18 protein-coding genes are annotated in these 15,821 nt (G+C 75.3%); 11 read left to right on the forward strand and 7 right to left on the reverse strand.

Annotated elements, in window-relative coordinates; translation table 11 throughout:
• Positions 1-144 precede the first annotated feature (144 nt).
• The 4 genes from K7640_RS18345 to K7640_RS18360 are packed head-to-tail and all read left to right on the forward strand — an operon-like array spanning position 145 to position 4,592.
• Complete coding sequence (locus K7640_RS18345) at positions 145-774, forward strand: toll/interleukin-1 receptor domain-containing protein (protein WP_222956090.1); 630 nt, start codon at positions 145-147, stop codon at positions 772-774.
• Positions 767-3,103 (forward strand): hypothetical protein, encoded by a 2,337-nt coding sequence (locus K7640_RS18350; RefSeq protein ID WP_222956091.1) that lies wholly within the window; start codon positions 767-769, stop codon positions 3,101-3,103. The genes K7640_RS18345 and K7640_RS18350 overlap by 8 nt, the downstream gene beginning before the upstream one ends.
• Positions 3,100-4,107, forward strand: coding sequence for a CCDC90 family protein (locus K7640_RS18355; protein WP_222956092.1), 1,008 nt, complete (start codon positions 3,100-3,102; stop codon positions 4,105-4,107). Before K7640_RS18350 ends, K7640_RS18355 begins: the two co-directional genes overlap by 4 nt.
• Positions 4,104-4,592, forward strand: coding sequence for a hypothetical protein (locus K7640_RS18360; protein WP_222956093.1), 489 nt, complete (start codon positions 4,104-4,106; stop codon positions 4,590-4,592). The genes K7640_RS18355 and K7640_RS18360 overlap by 4 nt, the downstream gene beginning before the upstream one ends.
• Before the next feature lie 8 nt (positions 4,593-4,600).
• Here the strand turns inward: K7640_RS18360 and K7640_RS18365 are convergent, their stop codons facing one another.
• The 4 genes from K7640_RS18365 to K7640_RS18380 are packed head-to-tail and all read right to left on the reverse strand — an operon-like array spanning position 4,601 to position 7,706.
• Positions 4,601-6,142 (reverse strand): DUF6297 family protein, encoded by a 1,542-nt coding sequence (locus K7640_RS18365; protein WP_222956094.1) that lies wholly within the window; start codon positions 6,140-6,142, stop codon positions 4,601-4,603.
• Positions 6,139-6,837 (reverse strand): ABC transporter ATP-binding protein, encoded by a 699-nt coding sequence (locus K7640_RS18370; protein ID WP_222956095.1) that lies wholly within the window; start codon positions 6,835-6,837, stop codon positions 6,139-6,141. Before K7640_RS18370 ends, K7640_RS18365 begins: the two co-directional genes overlap by 4 nt.
• 22 nt (positions 6,838-6,859) lie before the next feature.
• Entirely contained in the window at positions 6,860-7,399 is a 540-nt protein-coding gene (locus K7640_RS18375) for an SRPBCC family protein (protein ID WP_222956096.1), read from the reverse strand.
• 1 nt (position 7,400) lies between these two features.
• Entirely contained in the window at positions 7,401-7,706 is a 306-nt protein-coding gene (locus K7640_RS18380) for a helix-turn-helix transcriptional regulator (protein ID WP_222956097.1), read from the reverse strand.
• Positions 7,707-7,822: 116 nt separating this feature from the next.
• Here K7640_RS18380 and K7640_RS18385 point away from each other — a divergent pair, with 116 nt between their 5' ends.
• Positions 7,823-8,752, forward strand: a complete 930-nt coding sequence (locus K7640_RS18385; RefSeq protein WP_222956098.1) for an LLM class F420-dependent oxidoreductase — start codon at positions 7,823-7,825, stop codon at positions 8,750-8,752.
• Positions 8,753-9,161: 409 nt separating this feature from the next.
• On the opposite strand, the gene K7640_RS30615 is transcribed toward K7640_RS18385, so the two are convergent.
• Entirely contained in the window at positions 9,162-9,584 is a 423-nt protein-coding gene (locus tag K7640_RS30615) for a hypothetical protein (RefSeq protein ID WP_222956099.1), read from the reverse strand.
• Between the two features lie 68 nt (positions 9,585-9,652).
• On the opposite strand from K7640_RS30615, the gene K7640_RS18395 reads away from it, so the two are divergent.
• A complete protein-coding gene (locus tag K7640_RS18395; RefSeq protein ID WP_222956238.1) occupies positions 9,653-10,888 on the forward strand; it encodes an FAD-binding protein in 1,236 nt (411 codons plus the stop codon).
• A 46-nt stretch (positions 10,889-10,934) separates the two neighbouring features.
• On the opposite strand, the gene K7640_RS18400 is transcribed toward K7640_RS18395, so the two are convergent.
• Positions 10,935-12,080: a site-2 protease family protein gene (locus tag K7640_RS18400; RefSeq protein ID WP_222956100.1), complete on the reverse strand. Its 1,146-nt coding sequence runs from the start codon at positions 12,078-12,080 to the stop codon at positions 10,935-10,937.
• Between the two features lie 133 nt (positions 12,081-12,213).
• On the opposite strand from K7640_RS18400, the gene K7640_RS18405 reads away from it, so the two are divergent.
• From K7640_RS18405 to K7640_RS18415, 3 genes are read left to right on the forward strand one after another with little or no spacing between them, the layout of a single operon-like run.
• Positions 12,214-12,495 (forward strand): hypothetical protein, encoded by a 282-nt coding sequence (locus K7640_RS18405; protein ID WP_222956101.1) that lies wholly within the window; start codon positions 12,214-12,216, stop codon positions 12,493-12,495.
• Complete coding sequence (locus tag K7640_RS18410; protein WP_222956102.1) at positions 12,492-12,902, forward strand: type II toxin-antitoxin system VapC family toxin; 411 nt, start codon at positions 12,492-12,494, stop codon at positions 12,900-12,902. The genes K7640_RS18405 and K7640_RS18410 overlap by 4 nt, the downstream gene beginning before the upstream one ends.
• A 6-nt stretch (positions 12,903-12,908) precedes the next feature.
• A complete protein-coding gene (locus K7640_RS18415; RefSeq protein ID WP_222956103.1) occupies positions 12,909-13,061 on the forward strand; it encodes a hypothetical protein in 153 nt (50 codons plus the stop codon).
• Between the two features lie 10 nt (positions 13,062-13,071).
• Here the strand turns inward: K7640_RS18415 and K7640_RS18420 are convergent, their stop codons facing one another.
• Entirely contained in the window at positions 13,072-13,947 is an 876-nt protein-coding gene (locus K7640_RS18420; protein WP_222956104.1) for an alpha/beta hydrolase, read from the reverse strand.
• Positions 13,948-14,089: 142 nt separating this feature from the next.
• Here K7640_RS18420 and K7640_RS18425 point away from each other — a divergent pair, with 142 nt between their 5' ends.
• Positions 14,090-15,022, forward strand: coding sequence for an ABC transporter ATP-binding protein (locus K7640_RS18425; protein WP_222956105.1), 933 nt, complete (start codon positions 14,090-14,092; stop codon positions 15,020-15,022).
• Positions 15,019-15,819, forward strand: coding sequence for an ABC transporter permease (locus K7640_RS18430; RefSeq protein WP_222956106.1), 801 nt, complete (start codon positions 15,019-15,021; stop codon positions 15,817-15,819). The genes K7640_RS18425 and K7640_RS18430 overlap by 4 nt, the downstream gene beginning before the upstream one ends.
• The last annotated feature ends 2 nt before the right edge of the window (positions 15,820-15,821 follow it).

The raw sequence follows: 15,821 nt of genomic DNA on the forward strand, positions 1-15,821 counted from the left end.
TAGGCACCACCGCGAGTTCGGCGACGCCGGTCAGCCCCGACCCGACCCGCCGCCGTCCACCACGGACACACCATTCCGCCCGCGAGTCGCGGCGAGAGGAAATCCTCTCGACGCGCCTGGCGGGCCCGTGTGGAAAGGTCCCCGATGGCCGCCATATTCATCAATTACCGTACCGACGACGACGCGTCCGCCGCCGCCCTGGTGGACCGGGAACTGTGGCGCGTGTTCGGCCGGGATCGGGTTTTCCGGGACTGCCGTTCGTTGCGTACCGGCCGCGACTTCCAGCCGGAGATCCAGCGGGCGCTGGAGCGCAGCACCGTGCTGCTGGCGCTGGTCGGTCCCCGCTGGTGGGAGCTGCGCGACGAGCGGGGGCGACGCCGGATCGAGGACCCGGACGACTTCGTGCGGATGGAGATCAGGTACGCCCTCGGCCGGCCGGACATGGTGCTGATCCCGCTGCTGCTCAACGGCGCGACGCTGCCGAAGGCGCACCAGCTCCCGGCGGACATCGCCGGGTTCGCGCACCGGCACTGGGCGGAGTTCCGGGCCCGCCACGACGAGGCGGACCTGCGCACGCTCGTCGACGAGCTGTCGGCGCACCTGCCCCGGCCGGGCCCCGGTGCCGGCCCGGACCAGGCCGGCGGCACGGACCAGGCCGGTGGTGCGGACCAGGCCGGCGAGTACAACGGCATCCACGTCCAGGGCGGCGCCGTCTTCCATGGCCCGGTGGCCGGCCGGGACCAGTATCTCCCGGGTGGCGGGGACCGTGGCTGAGGAGCCGAAGGCCGCGGCGGGCCCGGCCGCCCCGGGAACCGCCCCGAAGCCCGGTGCCGGTCCGGCCGGCACCGCGAAGGCAGGTGCCGGTCCAGCCGGCGCCGCGAAGGCCGGGGCCGGCGGTCCGGCGGCCGGGGCGGGCGCCGACCCGAAGGGCGGCCAGCCGGGCCAGGCCGCCGACGGGGCGGTGGCGGAGGGGCTCGCCGCCGGTACGGGTGACGGACCGAAGAACCACCGGGCGGCCGAGGGGGACGCCCGGGCCGGTGACGAGGACCGCACCCGCGAGCAGGAGGAGTTCCGCCGGACCCGGTCGCGAGGACTCGGCGCGTACGGCGTCCGCAAGGGCGCCATCGTCGTCGGTGGTGCGGAGAACACCTTCAACGGGCCGGTCGCCGGCCGGGACGTCATCATCGGCGCCGCCGCCGGCGACCAGGCGGTGTCCCAGCAGTTGCCGCCCCGGACGGTGGCCGAGGTCGGCGACGTGTACGTCCCGCCGGGCGGCTTCGACGAGATCCGGCACGCCTGCGACGGCCGGTTCCTGCTGCTGTTGCGCTGCTGCCGCCGGTGGGGCGGCAGCACCACCGCGGTGGAGCTGGTGCGCGGCATGGCGCAGGTGCACGAGCTGCGCTTCGGCGGCGACCTGGCGAACCTGCCGGTGGAGTCGCTGCCCGAGGGGTACGGCTACGTCTTCGACCGGATCACCGCCCGCCAGGTCGCCTCGCTGCGGGCGCAGGACCTGGCGGTGCTGGAGGAGCGCCTGGCCAAGCGGGACAGCAAACTGGTGGTCGTGGTCGACGCCGAGTGGCGGTTCGCCGACCACGCGGTCGAGCGGGCCGCCCAGCGGATCACCGGCCCGCCCGCCGCCGCCGAGCTGGTCACCCGGCACCTGACCCTGCTGCTGGACTCGGCCCCGGAGGCGGACCGGCTGCTGGCCGAGCCGGGCGTCGGCGAGCGGCTGGCCGCGGTCGGGCCGGATTCGTTCGACGCGTCCCAGCTGGTCGAGCTGGCCCGCGACCTGGCGGAGGTGGCCCGGCACGAACTCGGCTTCGAGGAGGCGTTGAGCCGCTTCGAGGAACGCTCCCAACGCGACGTCGAGTCCTGGTACGACGACACCGAGGCGCTCGACCAGCGGGCCCTGGTGCTCGCGCTGGCGGTGCTCGACGGGATGCCGTTCGACGCGGTCGCCCGGGCCAGTGGCCTGCTGCTGGACGCGTGGCGGGCGGACGAGGCCGGCGCCGGGGCGCCGCCGCGGCGGGACCGCCGGCCCCGCACGGTCCGGCTGCGTGCCGCCCGGGCGCGGATCGACCGCGAGGTCTGGTCCGCCCGGTACGGCAGCGGCGAGCTGGAGGTGGCGTCGTTCCTCGACGACACCTACCCCCGCCGGATCCTGCGGCACGCCTGGCACGAGCACGACTACGACCGGGAGCTGTTGCTGCGCTGGCTCCGGCAACTCGCCGTCGACGTGGAGGGCCGGGTCGGGATCCGGGCCGCGCAGGCGATCGGCTACCTGAGCTGGTTCGCCTTCGACACCATCCGGCGCGACATCATCACCCCGTGGGCGGGCAGCGGCGACGGCGGCCTGCGGGAACGCGCGGTGGCGGCGCTGGAGGTCGCGGCCCGTGGCCCGGAGGTGGCCGAGCGGGTGTTCCGGCTGGTGCTCGACTGGTACGGCCGGCGCGACCCGGCGCTGCGCCGGATGGCGGCCCGCGCGCTGGGCGACAGCGTCGGCATCCTGCTGGCCGGCGGGCCCGACGAGCGCCTCGCCGAGCTGGCCGAGGACGACGACCCGGTGCTGCACATCCTCATCGGCGACAGCATCGCCGAGCTGGTGAAGGAGACGGCGGACGCCGGCCGGCGGGTGGCGCTGCTGCAACTGCTGGACGACTGGTCGGCGGAGCATGCCGACGGCCGGCAGTCCGCCGGGGTGCTGGCCTTCCTGGAGGTGGCCGCCTCGCTCTGGCTGCCCCGGTCCACCCCGGACGGCGAGGTGCACTGGCCCGCGCTGCTCTGGCTGGCCACCGCCGGGGCGACCGAGGACGCCGAGCTGGCGCCCGCCCGGCCGATCGTCGCCCGGCTCTGGGGCCGGGCGCTGGTCGCCCCGGGGGCCGACGACGCCGTGCACCGGGTGCTGGGCGGCTGGGCGTGGAGCGCGCAACGGTGGCCGGAGCTGCGGCCGCACCTGGTGCAGCTGCTGGTGGAGGCGGCGACCACGGATCGGCAGGGGCGGTTGCTGGCCGCGCACGCGCGGCGGTGGCGGGATCCGGAGCCGCTGGCGCCGGACATCGCGGCGAGATTGTTGGACGTGCTGGACAGAAGGGGCCGTGGGTGAGCATGAATCCGGTACTGGGTCGTGAGGAGCTGAGCCGGCTGCCGTTCCGTCGGTGGCCGGCGCCGCGGCAGGGGACGCGGCTGGTCTTCGAGAAGCCGGACGGGGAACTGGTCGCCCCCCGGCACCCGTACACGGCGGGGGAGCGCTGGTGGCGCGGGCCGCGCGCGATGTACGTGGTGGACGTGACCGAGCACGCGGAGGACTTCACCTGCACCCTGCCGTGCGCCGCCGGCGCGCTGCACTTCGACGCGGTGGTGAACTACTCCTGGCAGGTGATCGAGCCGGAGACCGTGGTCCGCGAGCAGGAGGCGGACCCGGCGGCGCACTGCGAGCGGTTCCTGCGGGAGCGGCTGCGCACCATCACCAAGCGGTTCGCGGCGCTGGACAGCCACGACGCCGAGGAGGCGATCCGGGGCGACCTCTCCCCGGTCGGGGTCGACGTCGGCCGGGGGCTGCGGGTCAGCGGGCTGCGGGTGGAGCTGACCATCAACGCCGAGCAGAAGGCCCTGGCCAGCGAGCTGGAGATCGAGAAACTGCGGCAGGAGGTCGAGCTGCTGAAGCAGCGCGGCGAGATCGACCGGACCAAGGCCGCCCAGGACGCCGACCTGGCCCGGCACCGGGAGCGGTCCACGTACTTCGCCGAGCTCCTGGCCGGGGGTGGGGCGGCGCTGGCCGGTGTCATCGCGGCCGAGGACCCGAGCAAGGCCAACGAGGCGGTCCGCTTCATGGTCGACCTGTACGAGAAGGACCAGCAGTTGGCCATCGACGCGCTGAAGGTGATCTCGGACGGCGGCCAGCTGCGGCTGGGCGACCTCGACGACGCGGTGACCGCGGCGGTACGGCGGTTCCAGGCGATCGTCGGCCCCTCCGGCGGCGGGCTGCGCCTCGGCGAACCGGCCCTCGGCCGGGCCACGGAGGAACCGCAGATGATCGCCGACCAGGCCGCCCCCGCCCCGGACGAGCCCGGGGACGCCGGCGGGAACGGCGCCGGGGAGCGGTCGTGAAGCTCCTCGATCTGCTCGCCGGCTGGCTGCGGGGGCTGCCGGTGCTGCCTGCCGACGCGCGCGGCGTACTCTGGCTGCCCCTGCTCCTCGCCGTGGTGGTGTTCGGCCTGTTGCAGGCCCGCCGCGCGCTGCCCCCGCTCGGCCGGCTGCTGACCGCCGGGCTCGGCCTGCTGGCCGTGCTGCTCGGCGCGGTGCTGCTGCTGCCCGACCTGGTGCTGGCGGCGGTTTTCCGCCGGGGCGGGAACCGGCCCCCGGCGGCGGTCTACGGCTACGGCGACGCGGTCGTGTCCCTGGTGCTCGGGCTGCAACGGTGCACCGCCGCCGTCACCCCGGCGGCGCAGCGGCTGTCCCGGGTGCACGGCGGCCTGGTGCTGCTGGTGGCGCTCGGCTGGCTTTGGTGGTGGAACCAGCGGCACTGCCCGGACGGCCCGCCCGGCTCCTGCCTGAGCCCCGTCGACATGTGGGTGGCCGCCTTCGGCGAGTGACCCGGGGTTCAGAGCAGGCTGCGCCGGCGGTCCGCGCCCAGCAGCAGGTAGGCCGCCGCGCCCAGCCCGGAGAGCGCGGCCTGGAGCAGCAGCCGGGCCGGCCCCGGCGAGCCCGTGCCGGTCACGTCCAGCACCGCGGCGAGGGTCGGCAGGGCGAGCACCACCAGCAGGTCCGGCCCGGTCAGCAGCCAGACCAGCGGCCCCGGCGTGAAGCTGCCCATCGGGGTGTCGATCATCGGCATGGCATGGTCGACCGGGCGGGACCGGGCCCGCCGCAGCGCGGCCACCGCGACGGCGGGCCCCACGGCCAGCCCGAGCAGGCACCACGGGCCGGGCGGCTGACCCGACCGGACGGCCAGGCCGGTCAGCGCCACCGCCGACCAGAGCGCGGCCAGCACCGCCGGGACGAGGAACCGGGCGGCGACGACCCGGCGGCCGGTGCGGCCGGTCAGCCGGAGCAGGGCCGGCTGCCGGCTGTCCCGGCGGACCGCGTCTCCGGTGGTGTCGGCGCAGCCGAGCGCGCCGGCGAAGACGACGAGCGCGAGCAGCCAGCCGGGCGCGTCGGCGAGCAACGCCGGCAGCAGGGTGGCCGCCGCGAGCCAGCCGAGGCGGCGTCGCTTGCGGCGCAGCACCAGCAGGTCGTGGGCCACCTCCACGGGCAGGCCGAGCGGCCGGCGTACCGGCGCCGAACGCAGCCGGCGACCCTGCCAGGACCGGCGTTCCCACAGGTCGGACAGGTAGGACGGCTCGACGGCGTAGACCGCGTCCAGGTGCGCCCCGACCAGGGTGGCGGTGCCCCGCAGGCGCCGGTCGGGAAAGGCGTCGAGCCGGCGTACGGTGCCGGCGACCGCGAGGGCCGCGGCCGCGACCGCCGCCGTCGCCGTGGCCCACAGCAGCGCCGCGGTGGGCGCCGGGACCCGCGCAGCCGGCACCTCCGGCGCCACCAGCGCCGCCACGCCGCCGCCGAGCAGCACGGCGGCGACCAGCCGGTCCAGCCGCCGGGCCCAGGCCGGGTCGCGCTGCCCGGCGGTGGCGGCCGTCGCCAGCAGCACCCCGCCGGCCGCGCCGACCGTCGCCCAGCCGAGCAGCGCCCCGACGTCGACCGGACGGGCGGCGTGCCGGGCCACCCCGGCCGCGCCGCCGACGGCGCCCAGCAGGCACACCAGCAGCAGGACCCGGACCAGCGGCGGCAGCAGCAGGCCGCGCCGGGGCACCGGCGACGCGAGCAGCCAGCTGGCGTCCGACCGCCCGATCACCACCGGCCCGAGCCGGCGCAGCGCGGCCAGCAATCCGGCCGCGCCGATCCCGACCAGGGCGACGACCGTCAGCGGGTGCGGGTCGGGCAGTGCCTCGGCGGGCCAGAGGGTACGCCCCAACGGCGGGCCGAGCAGCGCCACCGTCATCGCCGCGGCCAGCACTCCCACGTAGACGGTTTCGAGCCCGATCGAGCCGAGAGCGGCGACCTGGCGGCGGCGCACCCACCGGCGGAGTCGCCGCGCCGACGCCGGCCGGCCGGTCGTGCCGTCGGCGCGGACCAGGGTCTCGCTCACCGGGGCATGGCCGGGTCGGCGGTGGGTGCCGGGTCCAGCGCGCGGACGGGACAGTCGACGGCGGCGGGTGCCGGGTCCAGCGCGCGGACGGGGCAGCCGACGGCGGCGACGAAGGACGGGTCGTGGCTGGCCATCAGCAGGGTGCCGCCGGCGGCCAGGTGCTCGCGCAGTTGCCCGGCGACGACCCGCCGGACGGCGGCGTCCAGCCGCTGCTCCGGCTCGTCCAGCACCAGCAGGTCGCTGGGGCGGGCCAGGACGGCGGCGAGCAGCAGCCGCTGCCGCTCGCCGGAGGAGAGGGTGTCCGGGGTGGCGTCGGCCAGCGGACGCAGGCCCAGCGTGGCGAAGAGCTCGTCGATCCGGCCGTCGCCCGGGTCGGCGCCGACGGCCAGCCGGACCAGCTCGACGTGTTCCCGGACGGTCAGCCCCGCGTACCAGCTGGGCTGCTCGACGGTGGTGGCGACCCGACGCCAGAAGGCAGCGGTGCCGTCCGGCGGCGCGCCGAACACCCGTACCGTGCCGGCGTCCGGCTCGACCAGCCCGGTGACGCAGCGCAGCAGGCTGGTCTTGCCGACGCCGTTGTCGCCGGTCAGGCAGAGCGCGCCGCCGGTGGCGACGGTCAGGTCGACGTCGTGCAGGACGGTGCGGGCCCCGAAGGTGAGGTGCAGCCCGTGGATCGACACGGCCGGTGAGGTCACCGGGTCAGGTTAGCCAGCGGGGTCACGCGCCGTCGTCCGGCGCCAGCCGCTCGGCGTACGCGGCGCGCAGCTCGTCGAAGCCGAAGTCCATCGCCTCCCGGCCCCGGATCGGGCCCACCGGGTCGCCGTCGAGCAGGTGCCCGGCGACGTCCAGGCAGAGGTGCCAGCCGGCGGCCATGACCGGCGCCAGCTCCGGTTGGCCGATCCGGTGCCGCAGGGTCAGCCGGGTGCCGGCGTCGGCCGGGTCCAGCTCCCAGCGCAGCCGGTCGTCCCCCCAGGTGTACTCCAGCAGCTTCGGCGGGTCGGCGCGCAGCACGGTGGCCGGCGCGTCGAGGCTCTGGTCACCGTCGACGGTGCTCAGGGTGGCCTCGCCCGGCGTGCCGAGGTCCCGGCTGGCCAGGAACGGGGCCCACTCGGCGAGCCGGGCCGGCTCGGTGAGCGCCGCCCACACCCGCTCCGGCGGGTGCCGCAGGTCGCGTACCAGAACCAGGTCCCAGCGGTCCGCCACGGGCACCCGGGAGACCTGGGCGAGCGGGCCGGGGCGGAAGTGCTTCCTGTCCATGTCACTCCTTGTCGAGATGGCGTTCCAGGGCGTCCAGGTGATCGGTCCAGAGCCGGCGGTACGGCGCGAGCCAGCCGTCGACGGCCCGCAGCGGACGCACGTCGACGCGGTAGATGCGCCGCTGGGCGGCCGTGCGGCAGGTGACGAAGCCGGCCTCGCGGAGCACCCGCAGGTGCTTGGAGACGGCCGGCTGGCTCACCCCCAACAGGTCGACCAGGTCACCGACGCTGTGCTCGGCGCCGCGCAACGTGTCGAGGATCCGGCGCCGGGTCGGCTCGGCGAGTACGGCGAAGGCGTCGACGGTCACGCCGTAACTATGCCTTCCGCGTTATATACCCGTCAAGGCATGTGTTAGGAGGGGGCCCCTTTACTACTGAATGCGTTAACAAGGGGCCCTTCCTTGCCCCGCCATATGCTCGGGGGATGGAACTGCGGATCTTCACCGAACCCCAGCAGGGGGCCAGCTACGACCAGTTGCTCGCCGTGGCCCGGGCCGCCGAGGACGCCGGCTACGGCGCGTTCTTCCGCTCCGACCACTACCTCAAGATGGGCTCGGGCAGCGGCGCACCCGGACCGACCGACGCCTGGACCACCCTCGCCGGGCTGGCCCGGGAGACCTCGCGGATCCGGCTCGGCACGCTGATGACCGCGGCCACCTTCCGGCTGCCCGGCCCGCTGGCCATCACCGTCGCGCAGGTCGACCAGATGAGCGGCGGCCGGGTCGAGCTGGGCATCGGCACCGGCTGGTACGCCGACGAGCACACCGCGTACGGGATCCCGTTCCCGCCGGTGGGGGAGCGGTTCGACCGGCTGGCGGAGCAGCTCGCCGTCATCACCGGCCTGTGGGAGACCCCGGTCGGCAAGACCTTCGACTTCGCCGGGACGTACTACCCGGTCAGCGACTCGCCCGCGCTGCCCAAGCCGGCGCAGGACCCGCGCCCGCCGATCCTGCTCGGCGGGATGGGCCCGAAGCGTACGCCCCGGCTCGCCGCCCGCTACGCCGACGAGTTCAACCTGCCCTTCGTCTCGGTCGAGGACACCGTCGCCCAGTTCGCCCGGGTCCGCGAGGCGTGCGCCGCCATCGGCCGCGCGCCGGAGACCATGCGCTTGTCGAACGCGCTCGTGCTGTGCTGCGGGCGAAACGACGCGGAGGTCGCCCGTCGGGCCGCCGCCATCGGGCGGGAGCCGGCCGAGCTGCGGGAGAACGGTCTGGCCGGCACCCCGGCGGAGCTGGTCGACCGGATCGGCCGGTACGCGGCGGTCGGCAGCCAGCGGCTCTACCTCCAGCTGCTCGACCTCGACGACCTGGACCACCTGGAGCTGGTCGCCGCGGAGGTGATGCCGCAGCTCTGACCGCGCGGCGGGCGGCGTGAGGCGGTGCGGGGCGAGGGGGCGTGCGGGGCGAGGGGGCGTGCGGGCGCGGGGCGGTGCGGGCGCGGGGCGGCTTGCGGCAGGTGGGTGCTTCAGCCGGCGCGGAAGGGCCGACTTGCGGCAGGTCGCGTCCGTCGTCGGGCGTCGGGGCGCCGGGGCCTCCGGCGTCGGGGTGTTGGGGAGGCATGCGGGCGGGCTCGTTGGGTCAGGTTGCTGCGTGTGGGTGTGTCAAGGTGGCGCGGAAGGGCCGTCTTGCGGCAGATCGCGCCCGGCGCCCGGCGCCGGACGTCGGGGCGTCGGGGCGGGTTGCGGTGGGTGGGGGTGTCCGGCGACGCGGAAGGGCCAGATTGCGGCAAGCTGCGCCTGGGTGCGCCTGCGAGCGCGGCCCGGGTTAGTGGGTGGGGGCGGAGGGCGGGCGCAGCACGGTGTCCAGGCGGCCGTCGTGGTCGCTGTCCAGCCAGGTCACGTCGGGCACCCCGTCACCGTCCAGGTCGATCTGGACCACGTCGGCGACGCCGTCCCCGTCCAGGTCGGTGACCACCTGGGTGGACCCGTCCAGGTGGTGGGTGACGATCGAGTGCCCGTCGGGCTCCGCCGCGCGGGGCGCCGGACCGGGCCAGTGCGCCGGCCCGGGCTCCGCCGTGCGGGGCGCCGGACCGGGCCCCGGCGCGGGCTCCGGTTCCGGCAGGGGTGCCGGCACCGGGGACGTCGCGGCCGGCGCGGACACCGGATCGGGGCCCACACCGGTCGGGTCGATCTCCTCCTCCGAGGGGTACACGTCACCCCGGAGGCTCGGGTCGCGGTAGCTGCTCATCGGCGTATGGTTCCCCGGAAACGGGGCCGACAACCGCGCGGTGCGCCGGCAGGGAGTGGGACGTGACGGTGAGTGACCGGAACTGGGCGGGCAACATCAGGTACGCGGCGGCCCGCCGCCACCGTCCGTCCAGCCTGGACGAGCTGCGCCGGCTGGTCGCCGGCAGCGACCGGCTGCGGGTAGTCGGCACCGGGCACTCGTTCAACCGGTTCGGTGACACCACCGGCGACCTGGTGTCGCTCGCCGGGCTGCCGCCCACCGTCGAGGTCGACCGGGAGCGGGCCACCGTCACCGTCACCGCCGGGCTGCGCTACGGGGACGTGGCCACCCGGCTGCACGCCGAGGGCCTGGCCCTGGCGAACCTCGCCTCGCTGCCGCACATCTCGGTCGCCGGCGCGGTGGCCACCGGCACCCACGGCAGCGGCGACGGCAACCGCAACCTCGCCGCCGCGGTGGCCGGGCTGGAGCTGGTCACCGCCGACGGCGACCTGCTGACCGTGGACCGCGCCGACGACCGGTTCGCCGGCATGGTGGTGGCGCTGGGCGCGCTGGGCGTGGTCACCCGGGTCACCCTGGACGTCGTGCCGGCCTTCGAGATCCGCCAGTACGTCCACCTCGGACTGCCGGCCGAGGCCCTGCCGTCGGTGTTCGGCGCGGCGTACAGTGTCAGCGCCTTCACCCGGTGGCGGTCGGACCGGCTGGACCAGGTGTGGCGCAAGCAGCGGGCGGACCAGCCGCCGCCGCCCGCCGACTGGCTGGGCGCCACCGCCGCACGGGAACCGGCGCACCCGATCGCCGGGATGCCGGCGGCGCACTGCACGCCGCAGCTCGGCGTGCCCGGCCCCTGGCACGAGCGGCTGCCGCACTTCCGGCTCGACTTCACCCCGAGCGCCGGGGACGAGCTCCAGTCCGAATACCACCTGCCCCGGACGGCGCTGCCCGACGCGTACGCCGCCCTGGCCGGCATGCGGGACCGGCTGGCCCCGCTGACCCAGGTGTGCGAGCTGCGTACGGTCGCCGCCGACGAGTTGTGGCTCAGCCCGAACCACGGGCGGGACACCGTGGCGGTGCACTTCACCTGGGTCGCCGACGAGGCCGCGGTGCGGCCGGTGCTGGCCGAGGTGGAGCGGCGGCTGGCGCCGTTCGGGGCGCGCCCGCACTGGGGCAAGGTGTTCACCGTGGACCCGGCGGTGGTGGCCGCCGGCTACCCGCGGTACAACGACTTCCGGGCCCTGCTGGGTGACCTGGATCCGCGCGGGGTGTTCCGCACCGAGCTGCTGGACCGGTATTTCCCCCGGTCCTGACCGTGTCCGGTCTTCGGGGGCGCGGTGGTCCGCCGCGCCTCCCGGCTCAGTGACCGCCGGGCGTGAGCTGGTCGCGGAGGCTGCCGCGCTGCACCGCCCGGCTGATGTCGCTGGGCGAGACGATCCCCACCAGCCGCTGGTCGGTCACCACCAGCGCCCGGCCGTCCGCGCACTCGCTGAGCCGGGGCAGCAGCTCGGTGAGGTCCTCGTCCGGCCGGGCCAGCACCAGCTCGTCCGCCCGGCAGGCCACCTCACCCAGCGTGGTGGCCGCCCGCCGGTCGGCGGGGATGCCGCGTACCCGGTCCAGGGTGACCAGGCCGACCGGGTGGCCGTCCCCGTCGGTCAGCGGCAGCGCCGTGTGCCGGTAGGCGAAGAGGTAGTTGTCGACGAAGTCGGCGACCGTCATCGCCCCGGAGGCGGTCTGCGGCTGTGGGGTCATCACGTCGGCGACCCGGACGCCGCGCAGCGCGCTGCCCATCCGGGCCTGCTGCTCCTCCACGCCCGCGGCGCCGATCAGGAACCAGCCGATCAGCGCCAGCCACAGCCCGCCGACGCCGGCGCCGGCGATGAACTGCCAGAGGCCCAGACCGATCAGCACCACGCCCAGGATCCGGCCGGCCCGGGCCGCCACCACGGACGCCTTCGTCCGGTCGCCGGTCGCCTTCCACACCGCGGCCCGCAGCAGCCGCCCGCCGTCCAGCGGCGCGGCGGGCAGGATGTTGAAGATCGCCAGCAGCACGTTGATGCCGGCCAGCCAGGCCAGCGAGCCGAGCAGCAGGCCGTGCACCCCGGCCAGGCTGAGCGCCACCGCGATCGCGCCGAAGAACGCACCGATCAGCAGGCTGACCAGTGGCCCCACCCCGGCGATCCGCAGCTCCGCGCCCGGGTCGCGGGCCTCGCCCTTGAGCTGGGAGACCCCGCCGAAGAGCCACAGCGTGATCCCCTCGACTCCGATGCCGTTGCGCCGGGCCACCACCGAGTGGGACACCTCGTGGGCCAGCAGGCCGAGGAAGAAGACCACCGCCGCGGCCAGCCCGGCCGCCCAGTACTCGACCAGGGACCGGCCCGGGTAGGCGCGCGGGAACTGCACCGCCGACAGCGCCCAGGCGATGAGCAGGAAGATGACCAGGACGCTCCAGTTGACCCCGACGGGTACGCCCGCGACCCGGCCAAGCCGGAAGCTCGCCCTCATGGCTCCGTCATACCCCCCGCCGACCGGTCCACACCAGGCCGGAAGGTCACCATCGAAGGCCACTGGTCGTTTTTCGCCACGTATCGTCACCGGTCAGTGACTGTGTTCAGTATGCATCGGGTATGCTCACAGTATGACCCGCCGCATCACGATCAGCCTGCCTGACGACGTGGCCGCTTACGTCGAGCGGACCCAGGGCAACACGTCCGGTTTCATCGCCGGGATCCTCCGCCGGAAGATGCGCGCGGACAGTCTCCGCGAGCAGTGGGCGCAGCTCGGCTACGTGGTCTCCGACGAGGACATTGAGCGGACCCGGGCCCGCCTCGCGGCCCTGCCACCGATCAGCGACGAACAGCACGCGCGCAACCTCGAATGGCTTCGCCAGTTCGACGACGAGGGGACCGCCGCCGCGTGAACGGCCTGGTCCTCGACACCTCCGCGCTGCTCGCCTACGCCTCCGGCACCAGTGTCGAACCCGGTGCGATGTTGACCCTCGCGCAGGAGGACCCCGAGCAGCAGGTGTGGGTGCCGGCGCTCTGCCTCGGGCAGGCGCAGCTCGAGCTGGCAGGCTCCGCCGCCGCCGTCATGCTCGATCTGTTGTTCACCGAGGACCGCGACATCCAGGTGGCGGTCTACGACGCGGCCACGAGCCGGCGGGTCGCCCGGATCGCCGCGCGGTCCCACGTGCCGTTGGACGTCGCGCACGCCGTCGCCACCGCCGCGCTCTACCGGTGCTATCTCGTCACCCGGGACCCCAAGGCCGTGACGCCGGCGATCCCGCAGGGGCTGGAGCTCCTTGACATCAGCGGGACCTGGGACTGAGCCCCGATGGCTGTCGTCGACCCCGCCCGCTCGGCCGGGGTGCTCGCACGAGCAGAGGATGCCGCCGACGTCTCAGCCGCCCGCGATGCCTTGGCCCGGATCGATGCCGGCGACACCCCGGTTCCGCTGACTGAGCTGCGCGACGAGCTCGGCCTGTGATCACGCGGCTTCACCGGCCGCCGCGCCGACTCTCCGTCACCCACCCCGGCGCCTCGCTGACCACCGTCGGCGAGTACATGTTGGCCGCCTCCACCGCCCATTCCAGCGCGAAGTCCGCCTCCGCCTCCCAGCCCGGCTCGCCGCCGACGAAGTGCGACCGGCCGGGGAACTCGCGGTAGCTGGTGATCGCCGGCGAACCCCGGTAGAGCCGGGCGTTGGCCGAGACCACCGAGGGCGGCACCACGTGGTCCTCGCCGCCGGCGGTCAGCAGCAACGGGGCCCGGTCGCCGCGCCGGGTGTCCACCTCGGTGGCGGCGTGCGGGTCCAGGTTGGCGAACGCGCCCTCGAACAGCACGTGGCCGGCGCCCGGCACGGCGTACCGCTGCCAGGCGGCGTCGGAGTCCGGCCGGCTCAGCGTGTTGCCGAAGGCGTACGCGAAGTCGTCGGCGGTGAACGGCACGGCGCGGTGCCGGTTGGCCGGGTTGCGCAGGATGGAGAAGCCGGAACGCAGGGTGCTCAGCGGCAGCTTCAGCACCCCCTTGACCGAGGCCGGGTGCACCCCGACGGCGGCGGCGCCCAGGCCCCGGTCCAGCAGGAGTTGGGCGATCAGGCCGCCGAACGAGTGGCCCATCACGATCGGCGGGCGGGGCAGTTGCCGGATGATCGCCGCGTAGTGGTCGACGATGTCGGGGATGCGCTGGTCGGCGATCGGCGCGGGGTCGGCCCGCAGCTCCTCGACCTCGCGGTCCATGCCCGGCCAGGCCGGGGTGAGCACCCGGAAACCGCGCGCCGCGTACCGGTCGGCCCAGTGCTCCCAGCTGCGTGCGGTCATCCACAGGCCGTGAATGAGCACGATCGTGTCGACCCGTCCCGTCGGTGCCGCCATGTCCTGACCTCCCCGAGTGCGCGGACGGCGGGCGCTTACCCGGCCGGGCCGGGCCCGCACCCGGCGGGCCTGACAAATGTCACGGCGGCAAGGTGACGCGCGCTCCGGGGACCGAGGCGCCGTAGGCCGGAGCATCGTTGGCATGACCGACACCGCACCGGCCGTCGCACTGGCCGGACTCACCAAGACCTTCGGCCCGGTGACCGCCGTCGACGAGCTCAGCCTGCGGATCAACCCGGGCGAGGTGGTGGCCTTCCTCGGCCCCAACGGCGCCGGCAAGACCACCACGGTGGACATGCTGCTCGGCCTGGCCCGTCCGGACGCCGGCACGGTACGGCTCTTCGGCGGCACCCCGGCCGACGCGGTCCGGCTCGGCCGGGTGGCCGCCGTGATGCAGACCGGCGGGCTGCTCAAGGATCTGACGGTCGCCGAGACGGTGCGGATGACCGCGCACTTCTACGGCCACACCCGCCCGGCGACCGAGGTGCTGGAGCGGGCCGGCATCGCCGAGCTGGCCGACCGGCCGGTGGGCAAGTGCTCCGGCGGCCAGCAGCAGCGGCTGCGCTTCGCCCTGGCGCTGCTGCCTGACCCGGACCTGATGGTGCTCGACGAGCCGACCACCGGGATGGACGTCGAGGGCCGGCGGGACTTCTGGCAGGCGATCCGGGCCGACGCCCGGTCCGGCCGGACCGTCCTGTTCGCCACCCACTACCTGGACGAGGCCGACGCGTACGCGGACCGGATCGTGCTGCTGCGGCAGGGCCGGATCGTGGCCGACGGCACCACCGCCGAGATCAAGAACCTGGCCGCCGGCCGGGTCGTGCGGGCCACCCTGCCCGGCGCCGACCAGGCCGCGCTGGCCGCGCTGCCCGGCGTCCGCTCGGTCGAGGTACGCGGCGACGCGGTCCTGGTGCACAGCGAGGACTCCGACGTGGTCGCCCGGCACCTGCTGACCCGCACCGCCGCCCGGGATCTGGAGATCACCTCGCGCAACCTCGAGGACGCCTTCCTCGCCCTGACCGCCACTGCCGACGCCACCGCCACCGCCGACGCCGGAGACCGGAGCCCCAGATGACCGTCACCGCCTCGCCCACCGCCACCGCCACCACCCGCGACCGCCGGCCGCCTGCCCTGGGCGGGTTCTCCACCGTCGTACTCGGCATCGAGATCCGCCGGGTGCTGCGCAACCGCCGTACGTTGCTGTTCATCCTGGTCATGCCGGCGGTGTTCTTCCTGCTCTTCGGCCTGCCGCAGCGCGGCCAGACCCTGGACAACGGCCTGCCGGTCACCGGCTGGATCATGATCAGCTTGGCCGTGTACGCGGCCATGGTCGCCACCACCAGCGCCGGCGGCGCGGTCGCCACCGAACGCGCGCTGGGCTGGAGCCGGCAGCTGCGGCTCACCCCGCTGCACCCGGCCGCGTACGTGGCCACGAAGATCGCCACCGCGATGGTGCTCGGCCTGCTCGGCGTGCTTGTCGAGTTCGCCGTCGGCGCCGCCGCCGGGGTCCGGCTGCCGGCGCACGTGTGGCTGGAGTCCGGCCTGACCGCCTGGCTCGGCTCGCTGGTCTTCGCCGCCCTCGGCCTGTTCGTCGGCTACCTCGCCCCGGCCGAGAACGTCATGCAGTTCATGGGCCCGGCGCTGGCCATCCTGGCCATGCTGGGCGGACTGTTCGTCCCGCTGGCTCTGCTGCCCGACGTGATGCAGCAGATCGCCAAGTTCACCCCGGTGTACGGGGTCGGTCAGCTCGCCCGCGCGCCGCTGACCGGCACCGGGGTGGACTGGGCGGCGGTCGGCAACGTGGCCGCCTGGGCCGCCTTCTTCGGCCTCGGCGCCGCCCGGCTGTTCCGCCGCGACACCACCCGCGTCTGACT

This window comes from Micromonospora sp. PLK6-60, assembly GCF_019890675.1.
In the GTDB taxonomy this organism is placed as follows: Bacteria; Actinomycetota; Actinomycetes; order Mycobacteriales; family Micromonosporaceae; genus Micromonospora.